Below are 26,700 nucleotides of genomic sequence, written 5' to 3' on the forward strand. Positions count from 1 at the left end.
TTTATTTCTCACCGACTACATCAGGTTTGCTACTTTTACCTGTAAAGAGTGAATCTAGCGCCAAAACAAAAGCTTCATCAGGCAAATGGGCATAAACGCCATTTCCGGGATGTGCTTTGTCTATACCACGTAAGAAGAGGTAATAAATTCCTCCAAAGTGGCTTTTGTAATCATAATCAGAGATGCGCTGCTGTAAAAAACGATGTAACGCTAAGGTATAGAGTTGATATTGCAAGTCGTAACGATGATCCATCATTGCATTCATCATCGCTTCTTGTGTGTAATCCTCACTCGATTCACCTAACCAATTCGATTTATAATCCACAACATAGTATTTACCTTCCCAAGAAAAGACTAAGTCAATAAAGCCTTTGAGCATCCCTTCTACTTGTTGAAATTGCAAAGCCGGACAACGTTTTGATAGAGGATCAAACTGACTAATCAATTGAGTCAGTTGAGCTGATGATATCTCTTTCTCAATAGGTAAATAGAATTGTAATTCATCAAGTTGTTGTGATTTTGGGATATCAGCAAGACACAATCCTTGAGAATTAAGCGGTGTATGAAACAGTGTTTCCATCCATGTGACTAAAAGGGGAGCCCACTTTTCATCAAAGCCTTGAGCGGTCAATTGTCCTTGTATCCAAAGTTCATCAATAGGTTGCGAAAAATCTAATACTTCCAACAAACTGTGTAAGAACGTTCCCGCTACTGCACCACGAGGGAAATGATGAATAGAATTTTCATCAATTTCACCTTGTTGCTTCTCTCCTTTAGCATCTGTATCAAGTCCCGGTGCGATAGATTGCACCAAAGCCTCAATATCACCTAAATCAAAATGATAGCTACGATTTGAATGCTGATAGGTTAATCCTGAATAGCTCGTTATACGCCAATTATCATGAATTTGACGTTTAAATATAGCCGCTTCAAGTTTTGTTTCCGTTACTAATTGAGGCTGATAACGATGTGCTGATATATTATCAAGCGTTGTTACACTGATATTATCATCTAATAAAGCGTGAATTGATTGATGCAATAATTCACTATTGCCTTCTTCGCCTTGCTGTAATAAATACCCTAAAGCATTTTTATGCAGATCGGTAAGACCTGATTTACGTTTGTTCCCTTTAACAAGAGGAGCAACACCAACATAACAGCTGAATTTAGATCGTGTTAATGCCACATAAAGTAAACGTAAATCTTCAGCTAAGCGCTCTTCATCCGCTAAGCGTAAACTTTCAGGTCGGCTAAAAATATCTAATTTTGCGTAAAATTTCTCTCTATCATGATAAAGTGCCCCTTTCTGTTCTTGGTAATTACAAGCAAAAGGTAAGCAAACAATAGGATATTCAAGACCTTTCGATTTATGGATAGTACAAATTCGCACAAGATTTCGGTCACTTTCCAAACGCATTTGTTGACTTTCAGATTGTGCATCAGGATGAGAAATCTGTTGTGCTAACCAACGAATAAGAGCGTGCTCACTATCAAGTTGTAATGATGTTTCTTGTAATAATTCACCTAGATGCATGATATCTGTAAGCCGGCGCTCACCATCAATACTTGCGAGTAAATTTTCCGCAATTTGATTGTCCATCATGATTTTACGCAACATCGGTAAAACACCACGCTTTTGCCATAGTGCGTAGTAATCAGCAAATTTCTCCACGTAACTATTCCAGCGTGGCTCACTGCCGTTCAGATCATCAATTTGCTTTGCGCTAAAACCAAATAATCGGCTGGCTAAAGATGCCCTTAATACACGTTCTTTCTCAGGTGTTACAACTGCTTGTAATAACCAAAGTAGATCTTTCGCTTCGTTGGTTTCAAATACACTTTCACGATTGGATAAAAATACAGATTGTATTGAAAGCAAATTCAGTGCATCACGGATCAGTATCGCTTCTCTACGACTACGCACCAGCACCATAATATCAGCAGACGTAACCGCTTTTTTTGTACCTTGTTCAATCAGCCAAGCCTGTTGCTGATCCCCTGCTGATAACCAGTCACGAATTTGTGCGGCACATTGCGCTGCCATGATTTGCTCATAATTTCCCGTAGAAACACTTTCACCCTCAGCAAGCCAAAAGTTAAAAGGTGGGATCGGTTTATCATGGTAAATAAAGGCCATGTCTTGGTTTTTTTCAGCCGAGGTGACTTCAATAAAAGGAATATGCTCAAATAAAAATGGCGCATTGGAACGCATAAAAAGCGAGTTAACTGCATTCACCATACCCGGCGCAGAGCGCCAGTTAGTATTTAATGTGTAGTGATGAGATGTCTGCTTTCGAGCTTGAATATAAGTAAAAATATCTGCACCACGGAAAGCATAAATTGCCTGTTTAGGATCACCGATAAACAACAATCCACTGTTTTCATACTCACCATAAATTGCATCAAAAATACGATATTGTTGGGGATCCGTATCTTGGAATTCATCGATCATTGCAACTGGGTAACGTTCACGAATCGCTTGCGCTAAAGCTTCACCACCTTCACGTTTCAATGCTCTATCTAAACGAGTTAATAAATCATCAAATCCCATTTCACCACGACGCACCTTTTCATTTTCAATGCCTTGGCGTATTTCAGGGATCGCGTTGACTAGAATGACATCACGCAGAGTCAGGCTTTGCTTTGTTAATTGTTCAATTTCAACAAAAAGAATATGCTCTGGTGCAAGACCTTTAGTGGTCTTCTCATTTAACGTTTCTTGAGAGAAACGCACTAAACAATCAGGTAATTGATAGCTTTTCGTTTCTAATGTTGACGCCCACAGCGTAATTTCTTCAATCCATTTAGGTAAGAAACGACTGCTATAACTACGTTTATCAACACCTGAAGCAGTTATCCATGCTTCAATTTCATGATGATGTTCATTCCAACGCGCTTTCACCTTGTTAATTGCTTCAATAACCGCTTTATGGCGCTCTTTGACGGATTCATTTTCACTGTCTAATGCCACACCTTCGATTTCAGGCATTTCACCTTGTAAATAAGGCTGTATCTCATAAAGCAGTTGTTCAGGGCCAGACCAAATCTGGCTTACTGCATGTGCAACATCATAAGAAAGTGGATAACAATGACGGCGCCAGAAGTCAGCACAGACCCGTTTTTTGAGCTCATATTCATCTTGGATCAAGACTTGTTCAAACAAGACTCCTGATTCAAATGCATTGTTTGCTAACATACGCTGACAAAAGCCATGAATGGTATAAATAGCCGCTTCATCCATTTGGCGTTCTGCTTCTAGCAACCACTGTGCAGCTAGCTCTTTATTAGGGATCTGTTTAAGTAACTCGAGGTAAGTATCATCGCTACTTTCAACATCATGACGGATACAGGCAAGTCTTAGTTCGTGGATATTTTTACGAATACGTGATCGTAATTCATCTGTCGCCGCATCCGTAAATGTCACAACTAAAATCTCTTCAACACTGAGAGGGCGGTAGAATGCAGACTCTCCGCCTAATCCAAGAAGCAACCGTAAATACAACAACCCTATGGTATACGTTTTCCCTGTTCCCGCTGACGCCTCAATCAGGCGTCTTTGGTACAAAGGAAGTGTATACGGGTTTAATGGCTGTGCCTGTATCACTTCACTCACTCTTTAATTTCCTCAATAGGTAAAGTTTTTTGCAATTCACTTACCGTAGCGTAACGTTTCCATTGTTTATTTTCGGCGTAATCAGCCTCTTTGCCATCTTTACCAATAATTTGAGAGACAAAAATAAATCCGTTCGGTTTTATAATTGCTTTTTCATAAAACTCAATAGCTTGTTTTAACGTTACTTTATTAAGTTCAGCTAAGAGTTTTTCACGTCCATCATATTTTACGTTATTACGATGGAAATCAGCTCGATAAAGAGAAACTTCTTCATAAAATGTTTGAGGTGGCTGTTTAACTTCGGTAATAATCGCCTGTTTATACTGATTAAAATCAGCCTCGTTCATTTTTTTCAAACGTTCGTAGGCTTGTTGATAAAATGCGTTATAGCGCTCATTTAAGTAGACAGGGGGTTTTGCATTACTTTGCAATAAGAAACCTAAGCCAGACTGTTCCCCCATAGTGCCTTGATAAGCAAATACCGCATAACCTAGTTGCTCTTCTGTTCGTAATTGATCATAGAACCAAGGTTTGATCACAGACGCTAACACAGAAGAGATAGCCTGACCTTCAAGGCGGCTATAACCGGTTGGGATATAAAGCTCACCTAATGCGTTATCTGTGCTCTTCGATTTATTTTGGAATTCAACAGCATCTAATTTATTGAATACTAATGTTTCACCGATCCAATATTCTGTGCCTTGATTACCTAATAATTCGTGTGCAGATTTAGCAATATTGCGGCTTTGCTCTGGCGTTAAGTTACCAATAATCAACGCTTGAAGTGCCGCGTTTTTAATGACTTCACGGCGATTATCAATAATATCTTGCAGTGTAATTGACTCTAATGCTTTGAGTTTGTCAGCTTCTTCATAATACGGAATAGTATTTAATCGGCGGGCTGGCAGCATAGCTGCTTCAAATGCTTTTAAGTTATGAGTCACTTCAAGTTGTTCACGATACCAAGATTTAGCTTGATCGAGTTCATCTTGAGTTGATTCAAAGCTCATATAGCTTTTCAGTGTCGCATTAACAAGTTCTGGTAAATGTTGTGTATAACCATTCATTGAAAAATCAATGCCTTGTCCTGATGTAGACGAGATATTCATTCCAGCAACAGAAGCTTGGTAAGATAATTCACTTAATGCTAAACCCGCAAGATAGTCAGTCAAAGTTTGAGTCACTTGTTGCTTAACGGTGATGTCTGATTTCTTATTGACTAAACTTAATGTCACACTGGCTTTAGGCTCATCAGAAAAATAGTGCGATGGCATATAAAACAAGCGAGCACTTTTATCTTGCCACAACAATTGTGGTTTGATGATTTTGCTGTCCGCATCAATCAGCGAAAGATTATCAGGGATATAAGGGTTAAGTGCTGGCAGTGATAATGAAATATTATCTGATAATGTTTGCCATGTTTTTAATTGCTTATCTGTGATTTTATCAACCTGATAAGGGGCATTAACAAAGTAGGCTTGTTTGTTCGAAGGTTCATTAGGGCTTATTACCCAAATGCGTGCTTTTTCTGGCGTAAGAGAATCAAGACGAGAAAGGATAGCTGAAGGTTCATAATTATCAGCAATATAGTCTGCATTTAGAATATTTTTGATCGGATAGCGTAGCATCATATCCGAAATGCCTTCTATGTAATTCATATCTCTTACAATAGAGCCATAACGAAATGAGAGATCTAATACATTCGCAATTTCATTAAAGTAACGCTGACTGATACCTTCTGTTTGAATTAAACGAATGTACGAAAAGATAGCGGAAATCACTTTGTCTTTTTGCGCCAAACCTTTATCTGTCAACGCGACATAAATCGTAAATGAACCTTGGTTACGGTCGATATAAGGCTCAGAAAATGCACTAATACTTTCAGCTAAGCCTTGATCTTGCAACCATGTTGCCAATGTACCTGCGCTACGATTACCAATTAAATAACCAATATATTCATCAGTTTTACTGCGAAAATCGGCGACGTTATTATCAATACCAAATTCAATCTGTAAGGTTTTCTGTGGTAAAGCAGGTACCAGATGGATCATTAACCCTTTTTCTTTATCGGTCATCGCAGGTACTGTGGTGACAGGCACATCTGCTTTTTTATTTGGGATACGAGCGAAAGTGTTTGCGGCTAATTTGGATAATTCATCAAGTGATTTATTACTATAAATCACCCCATTCATTAAGTTGCCAGAATAGTGTGTTTGATAGAATTTAATCAATTCATCTTGAAGTTTACTATTTGGTTTATCACTTAATGTCTCTAGATTTCCCCCCATAAAACGGGAACTTGGATGAGCTGGGTTTAAGGTTTCAGCCCTAACTTGCCAAAAACGCATGCCATCGCGCGCGCGCGCCATTGTTAACTCAGCATTAACGGCATTACGTTCACGATCAGCATTTTTAGGATCAAGTAAAGGTTCAGCTAAAGCATCAGCAAGGCGATCAACCGCTTCATTAATCGCGCTATTTTCCACTTCTAAATAGAATGCAGTACGATAAGTTGTTGTACTCGCATTATGAGAGCCGCCATTCTTTTGTAAGAATTCAGACATACTGCCTGATTGAGGATATTTCACCGATCCCATTAGCACCATATGTTCTAAATAGTGTGCAAGACCTTGCTGACTATCTGGATCTTCTAATGCGCCAACAGGTAATGCAACAGCCGTTAATGATTTTACTGCTTTTTCGTCAGAAACCAGTAATACGGTCATTTCATTAGGTAGTTTAATCGCTTGATATTGCCGAGGATCGCTCTCACTTTTTTCAATGCTATCAGGCAATACTTGCCAAAGTGGATCAGCAGCAAAACTGTTGATACTCACTAGCATCAATAGCAACATGATCCATAGTTGCGAGCAGTATTTTCTCATCTGATATGCGCTCCCTTATTTTTTCAGAAATGGAATTATTGGTTTAAATATTGTTAATGCTGTCTGTTTGACTGTTTGTAAAAAAGGCTCGTCTAATTGAGAGAAGGCACGCTGAACATACATATCACTCATTTCACCATCTCGATTATAGCTATCCGTTAAATGTTGCATCAGCACTAATTCTGCTTTTTCAAGTGTCTCTTCATCATCAAGTAAAAACGCTTGTGATTTTTTATCATAGCAAGCTTGTAACCAAGCCCAGCCACTTTTCGCAAATAGCGCTAATGGGCTATTTAACCCTTGTTTATAGTCACTGATTAGCTTGTCTAAGGTTGAATAGGCAAATTCAAGATCAACAGGTAATAAACACCACTGAGTCTCTTTTCTACCGTAAAACCGGCTCTCGCCTGTTCCCCCTTTCAAACAATAAACTAGATGCTCAATCCAAAGCTGCAATAAGTCATTAGCGGTTAAGCTGGCAGGTCGCCAACGTAATAAACCATCAGCTTGTACCTCATTTAAACGACCAATCAATGGCATTTCACTAAAACTTTGCTCTAATGTGACAGAATGTGTGACTAATCGTTCACTTTTGATCTTTTCAGCTAAAGGAAGTAACTCTTCTATTTGTTGCTCCCAATAAATTTGACCAAATGCGCTTGCGGGAAGTTGTCCTGCGGCTTTGATACGCTCAAACAAAGCTTCTGTTGAGGTTTGATCAATCAAGGCTTTTAATAACCATTGATTCAATAGATAACGTTGAAGCGCATTGATCACAAATGGCTCTTCTTCCGGTAATTCTGTTTCTTCAATAACAAAGTTTGTTTTTAATCTTTGTTGGAAGAACGCTCGAATAGGATGACGATAAAAACGTGCAAGCGCATCAACAGAGACTTTATCTATTGTGTCATCATCATTAAGTGGCTCAGTAAAACTTTGATGAGCCTCCCCTTGCCCACTGGCAGCAGGCAACCATTCAGAGGCATAAGAACGAAAGGCAGCACCTATTCGGAAATTTTCTTGAGCAAAAGGAACACGGCTATGTTGTGTTAATAAATGTTGGTTTATACGAGTTGCACTGTCATCGATATTGATTTCACTATCTTCTGGTAAACGAAAATTTTGCCCAATATAATCTTGTAACTCTTTGATTAAGACTGATGGATTACATTCTCGATCGTCACGTATCGATTTTCCGATATAACTGATATAAAGGTATTTTTCAGCTGAGCTAAGTGCTTCAAGGAATAAATAGCGGTCATCATCACGACGTTTTCTATCACCACGACGACGTTTTTCTGCCATTAAATCAAACCCTAACGGCTGAATATTACGAGGATAAATACCATCGTTCATGCCTAATAAACACACCGCTTTAAAGGGAATAGAACGCATAGGCATTAATGTACAAAAATTAATGCTACCAGCTAAAAAACGCTGACTGATTTTTTCATCATCGAACCGTACTGTTAATTCATCACGAATAAGAACTAGCGGAATTTCATTTTGATATTGCGCTTTCAATCCATTTTCAATCACTTTTTGCCATTGTTGGATAATAAGCGCTAAAACTAATTCCGTTTCCTCATCGGACTCAAAGAAGGCATCAACTAATTGTTGTCCAACTTCTAGCCATGCTTCTAATGAGCGGGTTTCGGTCAAACGTGTACGCCACTCACTTAATGTATAAAGAAAATCAGCGAGATGCCCTGCAAGCTCAGCAACTAATCCACTGGATTCATCGTAAGGAAGAACACCTTTCCAAGGGCCATTTTCACTTTCCATCGCATAACCAAGCAACATACGCAGTAAGCCGAATTCCCACGTATTTTTACCTGTGATGGGTAATAAAAATGAAGCCACATTCTCATCATCTAACCCCCAACGTATTCCTGACTCATCGACCCAACGACGTAGTAGTTTCAGCTCATTTTCAAAAATAGAAAAATGCCCTGCTAAAGCAGGAACTTCAAGCAGTGCCAGCACTTGCTCGGCGGTAAAACGACTTTGAGGAAGTTCTAACAATGTAATAAAAGCTTGTAATACAGGATGTGCTTGACGCGCTTTTCTATCTGAAATAGCAAAAGGAAGATAACGTTCTGAAAGCGCATTACCAAACACAGCTTGAATATAAGGTGTATAGCTATCAATATCCGCAACCATCACAATAATATCGCGCGGTAATAATTCAGGATCTTGTTCTAGTAAATGCAGTAATTGATCTTGTAACACTTCCACTTCACGCTGTGGGCTATGGCTGGCATGAAAAGTCAGTGAGTGATCATCTGGCGAAATCACACGTTTATTTTCGCTACACTCATAAGTTTCAAGTGTTGTACCTAATTGCGAAAAATCTTCTAAATCAAGGATATCCGCTTGCAATTGATGAAGTAAATTATCTCTTGGGATCTCAACAAATGCATCTAACACATTGGTATATTCAAGTTCAGAGAGGAAATAAAGATTATCTTTACCCAGTTTTCCCCATGACGCCAATAGCGGATTACCGATATTTTGCTCGCCCTCGTCATTAAATAACGAAGAAGCGTTTTTTTCGTCTTTAAACCAAGGCGATTCATGTAATTGCTTATAATGGCGAGGTTTTCTGCTATTAAGACGAGCCAGAAATTTAGGATCTTGAATATCTCCCCAATAGTAACGGCAAGGATTGGTAAAGAGTAAATAGATCTCGGTATGACGCCCTATCGCTTGTAATGCCTGCAAGTAAACTTGAGGTAGCGCTGAAATCCCACAAATAAAAATACGGGGTGGGAAACAGTGTTGAAGCTCTCCTTCTTTTGCATTATTTAATGTCGAAATAAATTGCTGATAAAGATTAGAGCGATGCCATTGAGGCTGATTAAGATCTTTTGTGTATTGCTGTAATGCTACCCACAATATTTTTTGCCAGCGTTGATTTTCACTCAACCCTTCGATTAACTCATCTTTTTCCCACAAAGCTAACCAATCAGAACGATACACTAAATATTGGTCAAATAAGTCAGCGACACGCCCTGCAAGCTGGTGAAGTTTACGTTTTTCTTCATCATCATCAAGGTAATGCAGTAAGGGTTTAAACTCTTCATCAGACAAAAACTCAGGAAGTAATGCCATTAATTTCCATGTCATGGCATCTTTAGAAAAAGCGCTTTCTTTAGGTATACCTGATAATACCCGAGTAAACATTTCCCAAATAAAGGTTGCTGGTAATGGGTAACGGATATTAGCAGCAATACCCAAGCTTTCGGCAAGCTGGATTTGCAACCATTGAGACATTCCGGGGCTTTGAACAAGGATCACTTCTTGTTCAAAAGGAGAAGATAGTGGTCTGGTCTGCATAAAGTGCACCATAAGTGACTTTAGTAATGACAACTGATTTGAGTGATATATATGAAACATCAGATCCTCATCTTATTAATAGCATGACCAGTAATACAGTCTTATTTCGGGTAAGACATTATTGGCAACATAACCTTCTATTTGCTGACAACCTTCAGACTGTAAAAGTGAGCGTGTCATTATTTTTGGGTTAGATGCGAAATGGTCAGGTGATTTATCAGATATTTGTTCAAATAAAATAAAAAGTTCCTGCCCTGCCTGCTGAATTTGAATTAACTGCTGAAAGTCAGCTTTTAATGATTGACTATACCCTATAATAGCGACAAAACTAATATTAAAAAACAGTAATATAAACATTGTATTAAGTAAAATAGACCCACTTTCTGATTTATTTTGAATGTTATCTATAACACACACTCCTTATAAACTAATGGGCAATAATCTAGCCATCCATTTGGATGTGCAACCATAAATTTATTTTTGTCTTTCAAAAAATCAACCCATTGATAATGATATATTTTATAGCCATTTGTACTTTTTGCTTGTCCTTGCAATAAGCCCTTTTCTAAAGAAATCAAAAATAAACAGCTTTTTATTTTTGGGTTTGCATGAAAATGACGGCATTGCCATTTATTTAACTGTGACGATAAAATTTCCCAATCCAATTTTATTCCCCACGCCAATGCTGATTCAGCAAATAAAAAAGCCTGTCGTGCTTGTAACTCTTGCACCACTATTTGTTGAGACTGCCTGTAATGATAAGCAAAACTCCCAAGCGCCGATAAGCTCACAACAATAAATCCTATCACGACAAGTAAACTTGCAAACCCTTGCTCATTTTTATTGTGAATTGTATCAATACTCATAACGTGGTCACATTCCTTAACCGAATGTCATTCTTATAATGTAATTTCACAGCAGGAAATTGTTTTAAATGAAATTTTAAAGAGACTGAAAGATAAAAAAAGGGTTTCTCTTTGATAATAGATTGCTTTGAATAAGGGCGTAAAATAAACTCAGTCACTTCAATCTCATGACTTTCAAAAAATCGTTGCCATCCTGAAGAGGTACAATTTTGCACACCTCTTAACTGTTCTAATTGCCCATTTTTAAGCCGATAACCAAAATAATCACTCTCTTTTGATGAGGGCGTATCCCATCGACCATTACCATTTACGTCATAAGCGAAAATAACGCAGCTGTTTTTTTCTTGATAAGAATACTGTCCTATTTTTAATGGTGAAGTGGGCAATACCTTTGACTGCGATCCATAGGCACAATCACCGTGACAATATCCAGTGCGCCTTAATTGTGTTTCTAGTACTAATAACCTTTCTCTTAAAAAGATATCTAACTGATATTGTCGGTAAGAATGGAGCAGTATATTCATTACTTGAGGATAAGCCCGGCTAATGCAAAGAAATAGAACGCCACTAATTGCCATGGCAAAAAGACATTCCATCAACATCATGCCAGATGAAAATGAAAATATTGATCGCTTTAACATGGCGAGAATGCCTTAATTTTCTGACTACATGCTCTTATTCTGCCTAAAGATGAAATCACAATTTTGACTTCACTCTCTGAACTTTGAAGCACAAAACTCATTGGTCTTAAGGTTTGACGAGTTCCCCCAAATGTAAAATTTGAGACTGTTGATTGTTTAAGTTGAATACCCGAGGCTAATTGAAAAATCGTTTGTTTTTCAGGTGAGTGCCGTAAAGAAAAAGGGATCGCGATGAGTTTATTACTGGGCGATAAATGAAACGCTATTTTAATTTTTATATTAAACAATAACGCTTGTTGTCGCTGATAAGAAAGAAATGCAATGGTTTCTCGTACACTGTGTATCAATTGACGTTGGTGAGTAAATTGCTGATAGGTCGTGATTGATAAGTAACTTAAAATTGAAACGATCATCATGACAATAAGTATTTCGAGTAGGCTTATTCCAAATTCGCTCTCTTGCTGATGCGCCCTACTTAGGCTTATATCCATGTTATTGTTCATTTATTCCTCCCTTTTAACCTACTGAGAGAATGCAGACAAAACATCTAACGGTAAATAAAGGAAAGTATTTTTTTCGAACAACAACGCAATAACCGTATTTTCAGAGTAAATACAAAAAAATAATCATCAACAAGGCTGAGATTAGCCTTAGTTTATTGAACTTGAACTTAAATTTAATGATAGAAAGAAAAAAGCCCCTGTTTATCACTAAACAGAGGCTTTAAAACACAAAGGAAAATCAAACCGTAAATGGATATTTTATCGCTTCATGGCATTGATAACCTTCAACAGTAAAATCATCTGTGGTTACCCATGTTTCGATATCTTCCAACGTTTTGATCTTTGGATTGATATGTAATGTTGGTAACGGCAATGGCTCTCTTTTTAACTGCACATCACGCATTAGAGGTAATTGATTTTCATAGATATGTGCATTGATTATCTTATGAAATGCTTTACCCGGCTTATGCCCTGTAATTTGAGCCACCAGCGCTAATAAAACAAAGCACTGAATTTGGTTAAAATTTAAACCTAATGGCACATCACAGCTACGTTGATAAGAGGTTAAATAAAGCGTATCACCCACTAATGAAAATGTGTGTGTATGCATACAAGGACGCAAACAACCCAGTTCCGTTTCACCCGGATTATAAAACGTGACGATCTCACCACGATCATCGATACCTTTAGTCAGGTTATCGATCACTTTACATAGTTGATCAAAATGGGAACCATCTGGGCGTTGCCATTGACGTCCTTGAACACCATAAACACGCCCCATATCGTCTTCACCTTTACGATGAGGGTTGTTTAACCATGCGTCATTTTCATTTGCATTGGCATTCCATGTATTACAACCAATTTCACGAAATTGAGCAGCATTATCATAGCCACGTAAATACCCTAACAGCTCTGCGATTGCCGCTTTATAAAAGCTCTTACGTGTCGTTATCAACGGAAATTGGTTATTCGCAACATCATATTCCAGATCAGCATTAATCACCGTTAAACAACGGGTTCCTGTCCGTTTATTATCAATCCATTGCCCTTCATCGATAATGCGTTGACACAATGCCAGATACTGCTTCATGTTGTCTCTCTTGTAATTAGCTAATAATAAAAAATTTATCTCACACTATTTGTGAGCAGGTGTTGGGTTTTGTGGTGTCTTTTTATCTTGACGATAAGCCCATACTATAAAAATAATACCCAACAAAATCATTGGAATTGAAAGTATTTGTCCCATACTCACACCACCAAATAACCCTAGTTGTGCGTCTGGTTGGCGGAAAAATTCAACAATAATACGGAATGCGCCATAACCAATGAGGAACAAGCCTGAAACACTACCTACTGGGCGACTTTTGCGTACAAAGATATTCAGAATAATAAATAATACTACGCCCTCTAACAGCATTTCATAAAGCTGTGATGGGTGACGAGGTAAAACCCCATATTCTTGAATAATTGGGAGTAGTGTTGTTGGATCTTGTGCAACAAGCTGAAGATCAGCAGAACGTGACGTTGGGAATAAGAACGCCCAAGGTGTATCGAGTGTGACGCGTCCCCATAATTCACCATTAATAAAGTTACCCACACGACCTAATCCTAAGCCAAATGGAATTAATGGTGCAACAAAGTCTGCCACTTGGAAGAATTTACGTTTAGTGCGTTTAGCAAACCAAATCATGGCACAAATTACCCCAATTAAACCGCCATGGAACGACATACCGCCATCCCACACTTTAAAGAGGTAAAGAGGATCATTTAAAAAGACAGGCAGATTATAGAATAAAACATAACCTAAACGACCACCGATAAACACACCCACAAAACCGACATAAAGTAATGTTTCAACTTCATTTTTATTCCAACCACTATTCGGTTTTGCAGCTCGACGATTTGCAAGCCATAAGGCAAAGACAAACCCAACTAAATACATCATACCGTACCAGTGTAACGACACAGGCCCGATAGAGAACATTACGGGATCAATCTCTGGAAATTTAAGGTAGCTTATACTCATTATTCCCTACTTCACTTAATAAATAATTTCTGTGCTGGTTATTTATTACCAACATAGAAAAGGCTTATACGAAGGCCGACTAAATACCTCCGCGAATTAATCCACCTAATCCTTGCCGTTCCATAAATTCGGAAGACAATTTTTTGATTTCTGTTGCCGTTTCAGCTTGCAACACCTGTTGCATGAAAGGCTGTAACATCACAGGATCAAGATGGCGTAATAAGTATTTTACCCTAGGTAAACTACGACCACTCATGCTTAACTGCCTAAAACCGAGCCCTATTAACAGCAATGCCCCTATTGGCGTACCCGCCATTTCACCACAAACACTCACTGGCAGCCGATAATATTGGCATTGTGTTGCAATCAAATTCAGTGAACGCAATAACGCAGGATGCAAATTATCATAGAGTAATGCTACATGGGTATTATTACGATCGACGGCAAGCAAGTATTGAGTCAGATCGTTTGTTCCAACGGAGATAAAATCAACCCGATTAGCTAATTGTGACAGCATAAACACCAATGAAGGCACTTCAAGCATAATCCCCAACGGAGGTGGAACACATTCACATTTTAGCTCTCGACTTACTTCATCACATGCTCGTAGCAACAATGTTCTTGCTTCATCAATTTCATCAATACTTGTCACCATCGGCAACAAAATTTTCAAATTTTTAAATTCGAGGTTTGCTTTTAGCATTGCACGTAGCTGAATAAGGAAGATTTCAGGTTGATCAAGCAATATTCTTATTCCTCTCCAACCTAAGCAGGGATTTTCCTCATTAATTGGCATATAAGGAAGTTGCTTATCAGCACCAATATCTAAAGCACGCAATACAACAGGCTTATCAGGGAAAAAAGAGAGTATTTCGCGGTAGCGATTTTTCTGTTCATCTTCAGAAGGAAAACCGCTTTGTAACATAAAAGGAATTTCTGTTCGATATAAACCAACGCCATCGATTCCCACACTAATGCGTTGTTCATACTTTATATTTAATCCCGCATTCAGTTGAACGCTAACTGCCTCACCATTTTTTAAAACCGCTTGCTGTTCAAGTTGCTCTTCTGCAATTTGGCTTAATACGCTCTCTTCATCAATAATTTGTTTGTATTCTTGAGTAATAAAAGGCTCTGGTTCAATAAATATTTCACCACGATAACCATCAAGAATAAGCATGCGATTATGTAAAAGCTCAGGTTGAATATCTGCCCCCATAATCGCAGGGATCCCCATCGCTCTAACAAGAATGGCAGAATGCGAGTGAGTGGCGCCATCACGAACAATGACACCAGCAAGTTGTTGCTCGGGTAACTCTGCCAATAAACTTGCACTTAATTCATCTGCGACCAAAATAAAACGCTCTGGCCAAATATTGGTTGAGCTTAGATCATCATCTAAATGAAATAATAAACGGCGTCCTAATGCTTTAAGATCAGAGGCTCTTTCTCGCATATAACCATCTTTTAGGCTAGAAAATTGGGCAGCCACTTTCTCAACCACCACTTTAACTGCCCATTCCGCAACATACCCCTGTGTAATGATTGCGGTCATTTTATGTTTAAGCTGTGGATCATTAAGTAAATGCGAGTAGAGATCAAATATGGCGGCACTCTCTTTTTGTGCATTCGCCATAAATCGCTTACTAAAGCGACGACATTCTGCGGTAGCATCTTCTAAAGCTACCGTAAGCCGATTTAATTCTGCTTTTATATCGAGAGCACTGGCTTTAAAGACATTTTCAAGAATAGGTTGAGAGACTTCTTGCCAGCCATAAGCCATCACCACACCCGTTGAAACCGAAAGTGCTTTAATACGACTTTGACGATATTGTCCAAAAAGCCCTTTAGTTTGTACTTGCGATAATGTGGCGCCGAGCTGTGTCGCCAGTGTCACCATAAAAGATTCTTCGCTTTCATTAAATAAGCGACGCTCTTTTTGCTGAACGACTAAGACCCCAAGGAGTTGGCGACGATAGACAATAGGAACGCCAAGAAAAGCTCGGAGATCATCTTCTTTAACTTGAGGAAGGTATTTAAAGCTAGGATGTTCGCGAATATCAGCGAGGTTGATAAGTTCAGAAAGGCGACCCACTTCACCAACAACGCCTTCATCAAATGAAAGGCTAACGGCTCTCCCTCTGGGTTTTTTTAACCCTTTGGTCGCCATAAGATAAAAACAACTACGTTGTTTATCAGCGAGGTAAATAGAACACACATCCGTGTGCATTGCCTGACACGTTTCCTTGACTAAGAGTTCAAGCGCTTCTGGAAGCCCGGCTGCCATAGCGACTTTTTCTACAATTTCTCGCAAACGTGTCAGCATAGTGTTATCTAATACCTTTTACGCCGATATCCATACGATGGACGCGGTAAAGACACTTGTTCTTGCAATGGCATGACTACTGGTGCGAACTCTTTCATTACACGTCGATAAACATCACGTTTAAAAGAGACGACTTGTCGAACAGGATACCAATAACTCACCCAACGCCAGCCATCAAATTCTGGTGTTTTGCTTTGTTGAACATTAATGTCTTTATCGTTACTTGTTAACTGCAAAAGGAACCAACGCTGTTTTTGTCCAATACAAACAGGTTTTGTGTCCCAACGCACCAAACGCTTAGGTAACTTGTAACGTAACCAGTTACGTGTGGAGGCAAGAATTTTGACATCCTTGCGACTTAACCCAACTTCTTCGAACAACTCTCGGTACATTGCCTGCTCTGGCGATTCTCCAGGGTTAATTCCTCCTTGAGGAAACTGCCATGAATGTTGCCCATAGCGACGAGCCCAAAGCACTTGCCCTTGCCGATTACAAATTACAATCCCTACATTCGGGCGGTAGCCATCATCATCAATCACTAGACTACCTCAATAACCAAATTTGAAAGATAACTCATTGTTTCATACTACCCACAAACGGTAAACCTCTATCAACAGACTTTGCACAACGCGCGTATTTATCTACAATGGGAAAGTCTCAACGGGGTGCCTTTTTAGGCTGAGAAAAACTCGTGGAACCTGATCCAGCTAATACTGGCGTAGGGATTTGAGCCAGGATGTTGCAATATTCATTGGTTTGCCATCCTCACTCCTCAGATCCTACCTGACTTTTACTGAGGAACTAAATGTGTTAACTAAATCGCTTCGCTTTACTTTCCTTCTGGGCGCACTGGGCATTGTGAGCACTTTTTCAACGCAAGCCTTCGCACAAAAACCTACGCTCACTGTTTACACCTATGATTCATTTACCGCAGATTGGGGGCCAGGGCCTGCAATAAAAAAGGCGTTTGAACAGCAATGTGATTGTGAGCTAAAACTGGTTGCTCTATCTGATGGCGTGTCTTTACTCAATCGCTTACGTATGGAAGGTGATAAAAGTAAAGCTGATATTATTTTAGGATTAGATAACAATCTGATCCATGCAGCAAAAGAAACCGGACTTTTCGCACCAAGTCATATCGATACATCCAAACTCACCTTACCTGAAAAATGGACTGACGATACCTTTGTGCCTTATGACTACGGTTACTTTGCTTTTATTTATGATAAAAACCGAGTCAAGAACCCGCCCAAAAGCATGACTGAACTGCTAAACAGCCCAGAAAAATGGAAAATCCTCTATCAAGATCCTCGCACCAGTACTCCGGGTTTAGGTTTAATGCTATGGATGCAGTCACTTTATCCTGAAAATACGGCCACTGAATGGAAAAAATTGTCAGAAAAAACGCTGACAGTGACTAAAGGTTGGAGTGAGTCTTATGGCTTATTCTTAAAAGGCGAAGGTGATTTTGTACTTAGCTACACATCATCGCCGGGTTATCACATTTTAGCGGATAAAAAAGATAACTATGCGGCTGCTATTTTTGATGAAGGGCATTATTTGCAAGTCGAGGTTGCCGCAAAACTGAAATCAAGCAAACAACCTGAATTAGCACAGCAATTTATGCAATTTATATTAACCCCAGCTTTCCAAGAAACTATACCAACGACTAATTGGATGTATCCTGTTATAGATATGCCATTACCTGACGTCTATTCATTAATGCCTAAACCCGAAAAATCATTGCAATTCGATGCAGATGTTGTCGCCAAAGAGCGCCAAACATGGACGCGTAATTGGCAATCTGCGGTTAGTCGCTAATGGGAAGATGGCTTATCCCGGGGCTATGTGCCTCGGGTTTACTGCTTATTGTAGCGTTATTATCATTTGGTGCATTGTGGTTTAACGCACCAAGTGGTGAGCTGTCTTCGATTTTTGCTGATGAATATTTATGGCATGTCGTCCGTTTTACTTTCTGGCAAGCCTTTTTATCTGCACTATTTTCGATACTACCTGCTATTTGGCTCGCCAAAGCACTCTATCGACGCCAATTTACAGGGCGAACACTGTTTTTACGCCTATGCGCCATGAGCCTTGTATTACCAGTTCTAGTGGCACTTTTTGGTATTTTAACGGTTTATGGCAGGGTGGGATGGATTGCGCAAATCTGTGATTCACTAGGGATCGACTACCAATTTACCCCTTATGGTTTACAAGGCATTTTATTAGCTCATATCTTTTTCAATATGCCATTAGCAACCCGAATGCTATTACAAGCACTTGAAAGCATCTCATCAGAGCAACGCCAGTTAGCTTCACAACTCGGCATGAATGGTTGGCAACGTTTCCGCTTTCTGGAGTTTCCCTATTTATGGCGCCAAATGCTCCCCACTGCATCGCTGATTTTTATGCTCTGCTTTGCAAGCTTTGCTACTGTGTTGGCATTAGGTGGAGGTCCCTCGGCAACAACGGTTGAACTCGCTATTTATCAAGCATTAAGTTATGACTACGATTTACATCGCGCGGCACTTTTAGCCTTGATCCAACTCTTTTGTTGTTTAGGTTTAGTGCTTATCAGCCAAAAGCTAAAAGGCACCCTTTTTGTGGGAAACAGCCAAAAGCAGCATTGGCGCGATCCCCATGATCCGATCTTTAGCAAAATAACAGATGCTCTAATTATCACTCTTGCGATCCTCTTTTTAGTGCCACCTATTTTAGCCGTGATCACCGATGGCCTTAATCACCAATTTCTACGAGTCATACAACAGCCTGTACTTTGGCAAGCTTTTACAACCTCACTGATTATTGCGGTTGGTGCGGGTGTTGTTTGCGTTGTATTAACGATGATGTTGCTATGGAGTAGCCGAGAACTTCGCTTACGCCATTTTAAAAAAGCAGGGCAAACCATGGAAATGAGTGGTTTGATCATTCTAGCGATGCCGGGCATTGTGTTGGCAACAGGCCTTTTTCTGTTATTAAACAATACGATTGGATTACCTGAATCACCGTATATTTTAGTCATTTTAACCAACGCGTTAATTGCCATTCCCTATGCCCTAAAAGTGCTTGAAAACCCGATGAATGATATCGCTTCACGTTATGGCTTTTTATGTCAGTCGCTAAATTTACAAGGAATAAACCGACTCCGTTGGATAGAACTACGTGCATTAAAAAAGCCAATCTCACAAGCCCTTGCCTTTGCTTGTGTCATTTCTATTGGTGACTTTGGGATTGTGGCGCTTTTTGGTAATGAAACCTTTAGAACATTACCTTTCTATCTTTATCAGCAAATTGGCGCTTATCACACACAAGATGGGGCGGTAACAGCCATGATCTTATTGCTACTTTGCTTCTCTCTTTTTAGCCTAATAGAACGATTGGCAGGAAAATCTTATGATTAAATTAGAGCATCTTGCTTACACTTATGAACACCAACATCTCTTATTTAATCTAACGGTGAATGCAGGAGAACGCATTGCTGTATTGGGGCCAAGTGGTGCTGGTAAAAGTACATTACTCAGTTTAATTGCTGGCTTTTTACCATCAGAAAAAGGAAGCCTGTTTCTTAATGGTCAAGATCATACAAAAACAGTGCCAGCAAAACGCCCTATTTCCATGTTATTTCAAGATAATAATCTATTCCCTCATTTAACTGTCAGGCAAAATATTGGCTTGGGGTTAAATCCTGGATTAAAACTGACTGGAGATCAAAAAGCGCTACTAGAGAATCGAGCAGAGCAAGTGGCTCTCAGTGAATATCTTGAACGTATACCTTCTCAATTATCAGGCGGTCAGCGCCAACGTGTTGCTATTGCACGTTGTCTTGTTCGTGAACAACCTATTTTATTACTTGATGAGCCTTTTTCTGCACTCGATCCCGCCTTACGCATTGAGATGTTGGCACTACTCGAGCAACTTTGCCGTGAAAAAGCGTTAACCTTATTGATGGTTTCTCATAGCTTAGAAGATGCAGCAAAAATTGCCTCAAGAGCGATTGTGATAGATAACGGTATGATTGTGTATGATGGAAATACACAATCACTAATAAATGGTGAAGTGGATCAATCACTTATTTTAGGTGTTCCGTTTAATTAATCTCGGCCAAAATTAACTGTATAAATAACCACTACATTGACTATAATAAACACATCTTTAGTGAATTATTTGTGTTTATTGGGTGCTCATGATTGGTCATACGGAACAAGGCTTTATTCTTACTCGCCACTGGAGCGACACACCAAAAGGTATTGTCGTCTCTTATTGGCTGGCTACGGATAATGGACCACGTAAAGTCACTGTTCCAATGCAACGTGCTATCGGTTTTGTTGCCCGCCAACATGAAACTGTTTTACGCTCACTCGTTAATAAAAATCCTGATATTGAAATTCGCCCTCTCGATTTAAAAGATTTCGAAAGACAACCTGTTTTTGGGGTTTATTGCAAACAATATCGCCAACTTGTTCAACTTGAGCAACAACTTAAAGAGCACCACATCCGCCTTTATGAAGCGGATATCCGCCCGCATGAACGTTATATGATGGAGCGCTTTATCACCGCACCTGTCTGGTTTCGTTATCAACAAAATAATATTGTTACATTAAAACCAGCACCAGATTATCGCCCTGCGCTTCGAACGGTCTCTTTAGATATTGAAACCAGTGAATTTGGTGAGCTTTACTCTATTGGGCTTGCTGGCTGTGGTGATAATGTGGTGTTTATGCTTACTGATGAGTTGTCCGTAGAGTGTGAAAGCCAGCAACTTCAAGGCTATCGCTTATGCTATGTCAGTAGCCGATTGCATTTAATTGAAAAACTGAATGAGTGGATACAACACTACGATCCTGATGCGATTATCGGTTGGAATTTAATTCAGTTCGATCTGCGTATTTTGTACACACATGCCCAACGGTATGGCGTCGGTTTATTATTAGGTCGTCAAAATAGCCCGTTAGAGTGGCGAGAGCATGGGTTTAAAAAAGGTCATTTTTTTGCTTCTGCTCAAGGTCGTTTAATTATCGATGGGATCGATGCTTTGAAAATGGCGACATGGAATTTCCCCTCTTTTAGCCTCGAATCCGTTGCTCAAGCACTGTTAGGTGAAGGTAAAGCCATCGATACACCTTACGCCAGAATGGATGAAATTAATCGACGCTTTAAAGAAGATAAACCGGCACTGGCTTATTATAATTGGCAAGATTGTGTCTTAGTGAACCGCATCTTTGATGCAACCTCTCTTATGGCATTCTTATTAGAGAGAGCTTGTGTTACAGGGCTTTCCGTTGATAGAAGCGGAGGATCTGTGGCGGCATTTACGCATCTCTACCTCCCTTCAATGCATCGCATTGGATATGTTGCACCTAACCAAGGTGAAAAACCTGAAGAGCATAGCCCCGGTGGCTTTGTCATGGACTCCGCTCCCGGCTTATATGACTCTGTTGTTGTACTTGATTACAAAAGCCTTTATCCCTCTATTATTCGTACTTTTTTAATCGATCCCGTAGGAATGATTGAAGGAATACACCAACCGGATGAAAAGTTTTCTATTTCTGGATTTCGCCAAGCTCGATTTTCACGAGAACTGCACTGTTTACCAGCTATTGTGTCGCAAATTTGGCATGAAAGAGATAATGCCAAACTACATAAAAATGCCCCGCTCTCTCAAGCACTCAAAATTATTATGAATGCTTTTTATGGTGTTTTAGGCTCTGTGGGCTGTCGCTTTTTTGATCCTCGTTTAGCGTCTTCCATTACGCTACGAGGCCATGAAATTATGAAAAAAACGCGAGAGTTAATTGAAGCCAAAGGCTATCAAGTTATTTATGGCGATACAGATTCAACCTTTGTTTGGCTGAAATCACTTCATACAGAACAACAAGCACAACAGATTGGGTATCAATTAGTACAAGATGTAAATCAATGGTGGAAAACACATCTCTTTGAAAACTACCAACTTGATTGCAAATTAGAACTAGAATACGAGACCCATTATCGCCGCTTTTTAATGCCCACTATCCGAGGTATGGAAACCGGTAGCAAAAAACGCTACGCCGGACTCAGCAATGATAAAATGGTGTTTAAAGGATTAGAAACTGTCAGAACAGATTGGACTCCTCTCGCTCAAAAATTTCAACAGGAGCTTTATACACGCATTTTTCATCAGCAACCTTATCAGCAGTTTATTCGTGATTATGTCGCGGATACGCTTGCGGGAAAATATGATGAGAGATTGGTGTATCGTAAACGGTTACGTCGAAAGTTATCAGAATATCAGCACCACGTTCCCCCTCATGTCAAAGCAGCGCGTAAAGCAGATGAATATAATTTATCCCAAAATAGACCTCAACAATATCAGCAAGGCGGTTGGATTAGTTATATAATTACCCTCTTGGGGCCTGAGCCGTTAGAGCACATTACCACTGCACCTGATTATGAGCACTATATCAATAAGCAGTTAATGCCTATTGCAGATGCAATCCTGCCTTTTATACAAGATGATTTTTCAACCTTGTTAAATGGACAAATGACACTCTCATTTTAAGTTGTGTCATTTTGCAGGTGACGGTTTGCTTTGCATCTATTAACATAACGCCCCTTTGGTGATAATTAGCTTTTCTTTGTTCAAGAAATAAGCAATTTTTATCCCGCAGATTTTAATGACAACACCGCAATACTGCATTCATTAATAATTCCTAAATTATATATTTGAGAGCTGAGTTTATATATATGCCTTTTACTCTTGGTCAACGTTGGATTAGCGATACTGAAAGCGAGCTTGGACTGGGTACTGTTGTGGCCGTTGATGCCCGCATGGTCACCTTACTTTTTCCTGCCTGTGGCGAAAACCGCCTTTACTCCCGTCATGATGCACCGATAACGCGGGTAATGTTCAATGCAGGAGATACCGTCACCAGTCACGAAGGTTGGAAACTCGCCATCGATAACGTTGTAGAAGATAACGGCCTACTTATCTACCATGGTGTACGTTTAGACACTGAAGAGCCTGCACAATTACGTGAAGTGTTCTTAGATAACAAACTCACTTTTAATAAGCCCCAAGATCGCCTTTTTGCCGGTCAAATCGACCGTATGGATCGCTTTGCCTTACGCTACCGCGCTCGTAAATTTATGAGCGAGCAGTTTAAGCAAGCACAAAGTGGTTTACGTGGTATTCGCGCAAGCCTTATACCCCATCAGCTTTATATTGCCAATGAAGTGGGTAAACGTCATAACCCTCGCGTATTATTAGCTGATGAAGTGGGCTTAGGTAAAACCATTGAAGCCGGGATGATTATCCACCAGCAATTAATGGATGGTCGTGCTGAGCGAGTGTTGATTATTGTGCCTGAAAGCTTACAACATCAATGGTTAGTTGAAATGTTACGTCGTTTCAACCTCCGTTTCTCACTGTTTGATGATAGCCGTTATAGTGAATCTCTATTAGATAGCGATAATCCATTTGAAACAGAACAGATGATCATCTGCTCTTTAGATTTTGTGCGTAAAAATAAGCAACGTTTTGAACACTTAGTTGAAGCAACATGGGATATGTTAGTTGTCGATGAAGCGCATCACCTTGTTTGGAGTGAAGATGCTCCAAGCCGTGAATATCAAGTGATTGAAGAGTTAGCTGAATCTATTCCTTCTGTATTGCTATTAACCGCAACCCCAGAGCAGTTAGGTCAAGAAAGCCACTTTGCCCGTTTGCGTCTGCTTGATCCAAGCCGTTTCCATGACTACAACGAATTTATTAATGAGCAACAAAAATATCGCCCTGTTGCCGATGCTGTCACTATTTTGCTATCAGAAGATGATTTAAACACTGAACAACAAAATATCATCAGTGAAATGATCAGCGAGCAAGATGTTGAGCCATTACTAAAAGCGGCAAATACCCAAGGTGAAGAACGTACTAAGTCTCGCCAAGAGCTTATCCACATGTTGATGGATAGACACGGTACAGGTCGTCTGTTATTCCGAAATACCCGTTCTGGTGTTAAAGGTTTCCCAAATCGCTTACTTCACGCGATAAAAATGCCACTGCCAACACAATATCAAACGGCGATCAAAGTAGCTGAAATTATGGCAGCGAAAAAGAGCCTCGAAGTTCGTGCAAAAGAGATGCTCTACCCTGAACGTATTTACCAAGAATTCGAAGGTGAAAACGCAACATGGTGGAACTTTGACCCTCGTGTTGAATGGCTACTGGGTTTCTTAACTGCAAATCGTAATGAAAAAGTACTGGTAATTTGTGCTCAAGCAGCAACAGCACTGCAATTAGAACAAGTTTTACGTGAGCGTGAAGGGATTCGTGCAGCAGTCTTCCACGAAGGGATGTCATTACTTGAACGCGATCGTGCAGCGGCTTATTTTGCTTCTGAAGAAGAAGGCGCACAAGTTCTGCTATGTTCAGAAATCGGCTCTGAAGGACGTAACTTCCAGTTTGCTAATCAACTGGTTATGTTTGATCTGCCATTTAACCCTGATTTACTAGAACAACGTATTGGTCGTCTCGATCGTATTGGTCAAAATCGCGACATTGATATTCGTATTCCTTATCTTGAAGGTACGGCCCAATCGGTATTATTACGTTGGTATCACGAAGGCTTAGATGCCTTTGAGCATACTTGTCCAACAGGTCGTACTATTTATGACAGCAAATATGATGCTCTCGTCAATTACCTTGCACAACCTAATGAATTAGCTGATTTTGATGAGTTTATTGTCGCTTGTCGTAAACAGCATGATGAAATGAAGCTCAAACTTGAGCAAGGCCGCGACCGCCTATTAGAAATGCATTCTAACGGTGGTGAAGTGGGCGTTGAATTAGCGGGTGAAATTGCGGCTCAAGATAACGATCCTGAGTTAGTAAACTTTGCACTGAACTTGTTTGATATCGTCGGTATTAATCAAGAAGATCGCAGTGATAGCCTAATTATTTTAACCCCATCCGATCATATGTTGGTGCCTGATTTCCCAGGATTACCGCAAGATGGTTGCACTATCACATTTGATAGAGAGCAAGCGTTATCTCGTGAAGATACCCAATTTATCAGTTGGGAACACCCCATTATCCGTAATGGCTTAGATTTGATTTTATCTGGCGATACAGGAAGTTGTGCCGTTTCTTTATTAAAAAATAAAGCCTTGCCAGTGGGAACGCTGTTAGTTGAACTGATTTATGTCGTAGAAGCACAAGCGCCTAAACATCTTCATTTAAGCCGTTTCTTACCAGCAACACCGGTTCGCTTATTACTTGATCTAAAAGGTAATAACCTTGCATCTCAAGTTGAGTTTGAAAGCTTTAACCGCCAATTAAATGCGGTTAATCGCCATACTTCGAGCAAACTGGTCAATGCGGTACAAAGTGAAGTTCACCATGTACTTAAAGCCTCTGAACCGTTAATGGAAGTCGAAGCGAAAGGACTTATCCAAAAAGCGAAAGAAGAAGCCGATCGCGTGCTGACTCATGAATTATCGCGCTTAGACGCTCTACGTGCAGTCAACCCAAATATTCGTGATGATGAAGTCGAAGCAATTGAAAATGAACGTGCTCATATTCTTAACCATTTAGATGAAGCAACGTGGCGTTTAGATTCAATTCGCCTCATCGTTGTTACCCACCAATAATTACCGTTAAAGCGGGGAGTTTTTACTCCCCGTTGTTTTGATGAGATATCCACCATGATGGAAGTGTATACCCCGCCGACTGATCCTTGGTTACATGTTTTATATCAAGATGAGCATATTATTGCCGTCAATAAACCCAGCGGATTACTCTCAGTACCGGGCAAAGCGCCAGAGCATAACGACAGTATTATGTCGCGCATTAAAGCAGAATTTCCTAATGCTGAGTGTGTGCATCGCCTTGATATGGCAACCAGTGGCGTTATCGTTGTTGCACTGAATAAAGAAGCAGAGCGTGAACTAAAGCGTCAGTTTCGTGAGCGTGAACCCAAAAAAACCTATATCGCACGCGTTTGGGGACATGTCGAAAAAGAAGAAGGATTGGTTGATTTACCTTTGATTTGTGATTGGCCTAATCGACCAAAACAAAAAGTCTGTCATGAAACAGGAAAAGCGGCGCAAACTTTTTATGAAGTGTTGGAATATGAAGAGAATGCAACCAGAGTGAAACTCTCACCCATTACTGGGCGTTCACATCAATTGCGGGTACATATGTTAGCGTTGGGGCATCCTATTTTAGGGGATCGCTTTTATGCACACCCGCAGGCAAGAGCAATGGCACCTCGCCTGCAGTTACATGCTCAGGAGTTATTTATTACGCATCCTGCTTTTCGATCCCCGATACATTTTGAATGCCTTGCCGATTTTTAGTGCCTTATGACACTAAAACAGTCACTGAACTCAATGAAGCAAGGAGCAGGCAAAGCACTAATCCCATAACCCCAACAAGAACACGGACGTTTGACATGGATAGAGTTCCTTTTTTAAGAGAAGAGAGAATGAAATAATTAAATTTCACTTATATTTTACCGTGATA

16 protein-coding genes and 1 riboswitch are annotated in these 26,700 nt (G+C 39.9%); of the genes, 6 read left to right on the forward strand and 10 right to left on the reverse strand.

Features of this window, described 5'->3' with window-relative positions; translation table 11 throughout:
- Nucleotide 1: 1 nt before the first annotated feature.
- From recB to rppH, 10 genes are all read right to left on the reverse strand, one after another.
- Nucleotides 2-3,613, reverse strand: coding sequence for an exodeoxyribonuclease V subunit beta (gene recB, locus B6258_RS05540; protein ID WP_099074431.1), 3,612 nt, complete (start codon nucleotides 3,611-3,613; stop codon nucleotides 2-4).
- Entirely contained in the window at nucleotides 3,610-6,498 is a 2,889-nt protein-coding gene (gene ptrA / locus B6258_RS05545; RefSeq protein WP_099074432.1) for a pitrilysin, read from the reverse strand. The genes recB and ptrA overlap by 4 nt, the downstream gene beginning before the upstream one ends.
- Before the next feature lie 15 nt (nucleotides 6,499-6,513).
- The gene (gene recC / locus B6258_RS05550; protein ID WP_099074433.1) at nucleotides 6,514-9,897 is read right to left on the reverse strand and encodes an exodeoxyribonuclease V subunit gamma; all 3,384 of its coding nucleotides are present in this window, start codon (nucleotides 9,895-9,897) and stop codon (nucleotides 6,514-6,516) included.
- A gap of 344 nt (nucleotides 9,898-10,241) precedes the next feature.
- On the reverse strand, nucleotides 10,242-10,703 hold the full coding sequence (locus B6258_RS05560) for a DUF2509 family protein (protein ID WP_099074434.1): 462 nt from the start codon (nucleotides 10,701-10,703) through the stop codon (nucleotides 10,242-10,244).
- Nucleotides 10,700-11,344 carry a prepilin peptidase-dependent protein gene (locus B6258_RS05565; RefSeq protein ID WP_164996139.1) on the reverse strand — a complete coding sequence of 215 codons (645 nt, stop codon included), beginning with the start codon at nucleotides 11,342-11,344 and terminating at the stop codon, nucleotides 10,700-10,702. Before B6258_RS05565 ends, B6258_RS05560 begins: the two co-directional genes overlap by 4 nt.
- Nucleotides 11,338-11,847: a potassium:proton antiporter gene (locus B6258_RS05570; protein ID WP_240531526.1), complete on the reverse strand. Its 510-nt coding sequence runs from the start codon at nucleotides 11,845-11,847 to the stop codon at nucleotides 11,338-11,340. The genes B6258_RS05565 and B6258_RS05570 overlap by 7 nt, the downstream gene beginning before the upstream one ends.
- 238 nt (nucleotides 11,848-12,085) lie before the next feature.
- Complete coding sequence (locus B6258_RS05575; RefSeq protein WP_099074435.1) at nucleotides 12,086-12,937, reverse strand: thymidylate synthase; 852 nt, start codon at nucleotides 12,935-12,937, stop codon at nucleotides 12,086-12,088.
- 45 nt (nucleotides 12,938-12,982) lie between these two features.
- Nucleotides 12,983-13,873, reverse strand: coding sequence for a prolipoprotein diacylglyceryl transferase (lgt, locus tag B6258_RS05580; protein WP_099074436.1), 891 nt, complete (start codon nucleotides 13,871-13,873; stop codon nucleotides 12,983-12,985).
- Between the two features lie 79 nt (nucleotides 13,874-13,952).
- The gene (ptsP, locus tag B6258_RS05585; protein WP_099074437.1) at nucleotides 13,953-16,199 is read right to left on the reverse strand and encodes a phosphoenolpyruvate--protein phosphotransferase; all 2,247 of its coding nucleotides are present in this window, start codon (nucleotides 16,197-16,199) and stop codon (nucleotides 13,953-13,955) included.
- Nucleotides 16,200-16,207: 8 nt separating this feature from the next.
- On the reverse strand, nucleotides 16,208-16,738 hold the full coding sequence (gene rppH / locus B6258_RS05590) for an RNA pyrophosphohydrolase (RefSeq protein ID WP_036934096.1): 531 nt from the start codon (nucleotides 16,736-16,738) through the stop codon (nucleotides 16,208-16,210).
- Between the two features lie 112 nt (nucleotides 16,739-16,850).
- Nucleotides 16,851-16,942: riboswitch (TPP riboswitch) on the forward strand.
- A 64-nt stretch (nucleotides 16,943-17,006) separates the two neighbouring features.
- Here rppH and thiB point away from each other — a divergent pair.
- From thiB to rluA, 6 genes are all read left to right on the forward strand, one after another.
- On the forward strand, nucleotides 17,007-18,020 hold the full coding sequence (thiB, locus tag B6258_RS05595) for a thiamine ABC transporter substrate binding subunit (protein ID WP_099074438.1): 1,014 nt from the start codon (nucleotides 17,007-17,009) through the stop codon (nucleotides 18,018-18,020).
- Nucleotides 18,020-19,600 (forward strand): thiamine/thiamine pyrophosphate ABC transporter permease ThiP, encoded by a 1,581-nt coding sequence (gene thiP, locus B6258_RS05600; RefSeq protein ID WP_099074439.1) that lies wholly within the window; start codon nucleotides 18,020-18,022, stop codon nucleotides 19,598-19,600. The genes thiB and thiP overlap by 1 nt, the downstream gene beginning before the upstream one ends.
- Nucleotides 19,593-20,294 (forward strand): thiamine ABC transporter ATP-binding protein ThiQ, encoded by a 702-nt coding sequence (thiQ, locus tag B6258_RS05605; protein WP_099074440.1) that lies wholly within the window; start codon nucleotides 19,593-19,595, stop codon nucleotides 20,292-20,294. The genes thiP and thiQ overlap by 8 nt, the downstream gene beginning before the upstream one ends.
- Nucleotides 20,295-20,382: 88 nt before the next feature.
- Complete coding sequence (locus tag B6258_RS05610; protein WP_099074441.1) at nucleotides 20,383-22,737, forward strand: DNA polymerase II; 2,355 nt, start codon at nucleotides 20,383-20,385, stop codon at nucleotides 22,735-22,737.
- A 185-nt stretch (nucleotides 22,738-22,922) separates the two neighbouring features.
- Nucleotides 22,923-25,826 carry an RNA polymerase-associated protein RapA gene (gene rapA / locus B6258_RS05615; RefSeq protein ID WP_099074442.1) on the forward strand — a complete coding sequence of 968 codons (2,904 nt, stop codon included), beginning with the start codon at nucleotides 22,923-22,925 and terminating at the stop codon, nucleotides 25,824-25,826.
- A 54-nt stretch (nucleotides 25,827-25,880) separates the two neighbouring features.
- Nucleotides 25,881-26,534, forward strand: coding sequence for a bifunctional tRNA pseudouridine(32) synthase/23S rRNA pseudouridine(746) synthase RluA (gene rluA, locus B6258_RS05620; protein WP_099074443.1), 654 nt, complete (start codon nucleotides 25,881-25,883; stop codon nucleotides 26,532-26,534).
- Nucleotides 26,535-26,700: the final 166 nt, after the last annotated feature.

The organism is Proteus alimentorum, from assembly GCF_002607735.1.
Classification (GTDB): Bacteria; Pseudomonadota; Gammaproteobacteria; order Enterobacterales; family Enterobacteriaceae; genus Proteus; species Proteus alimentorum.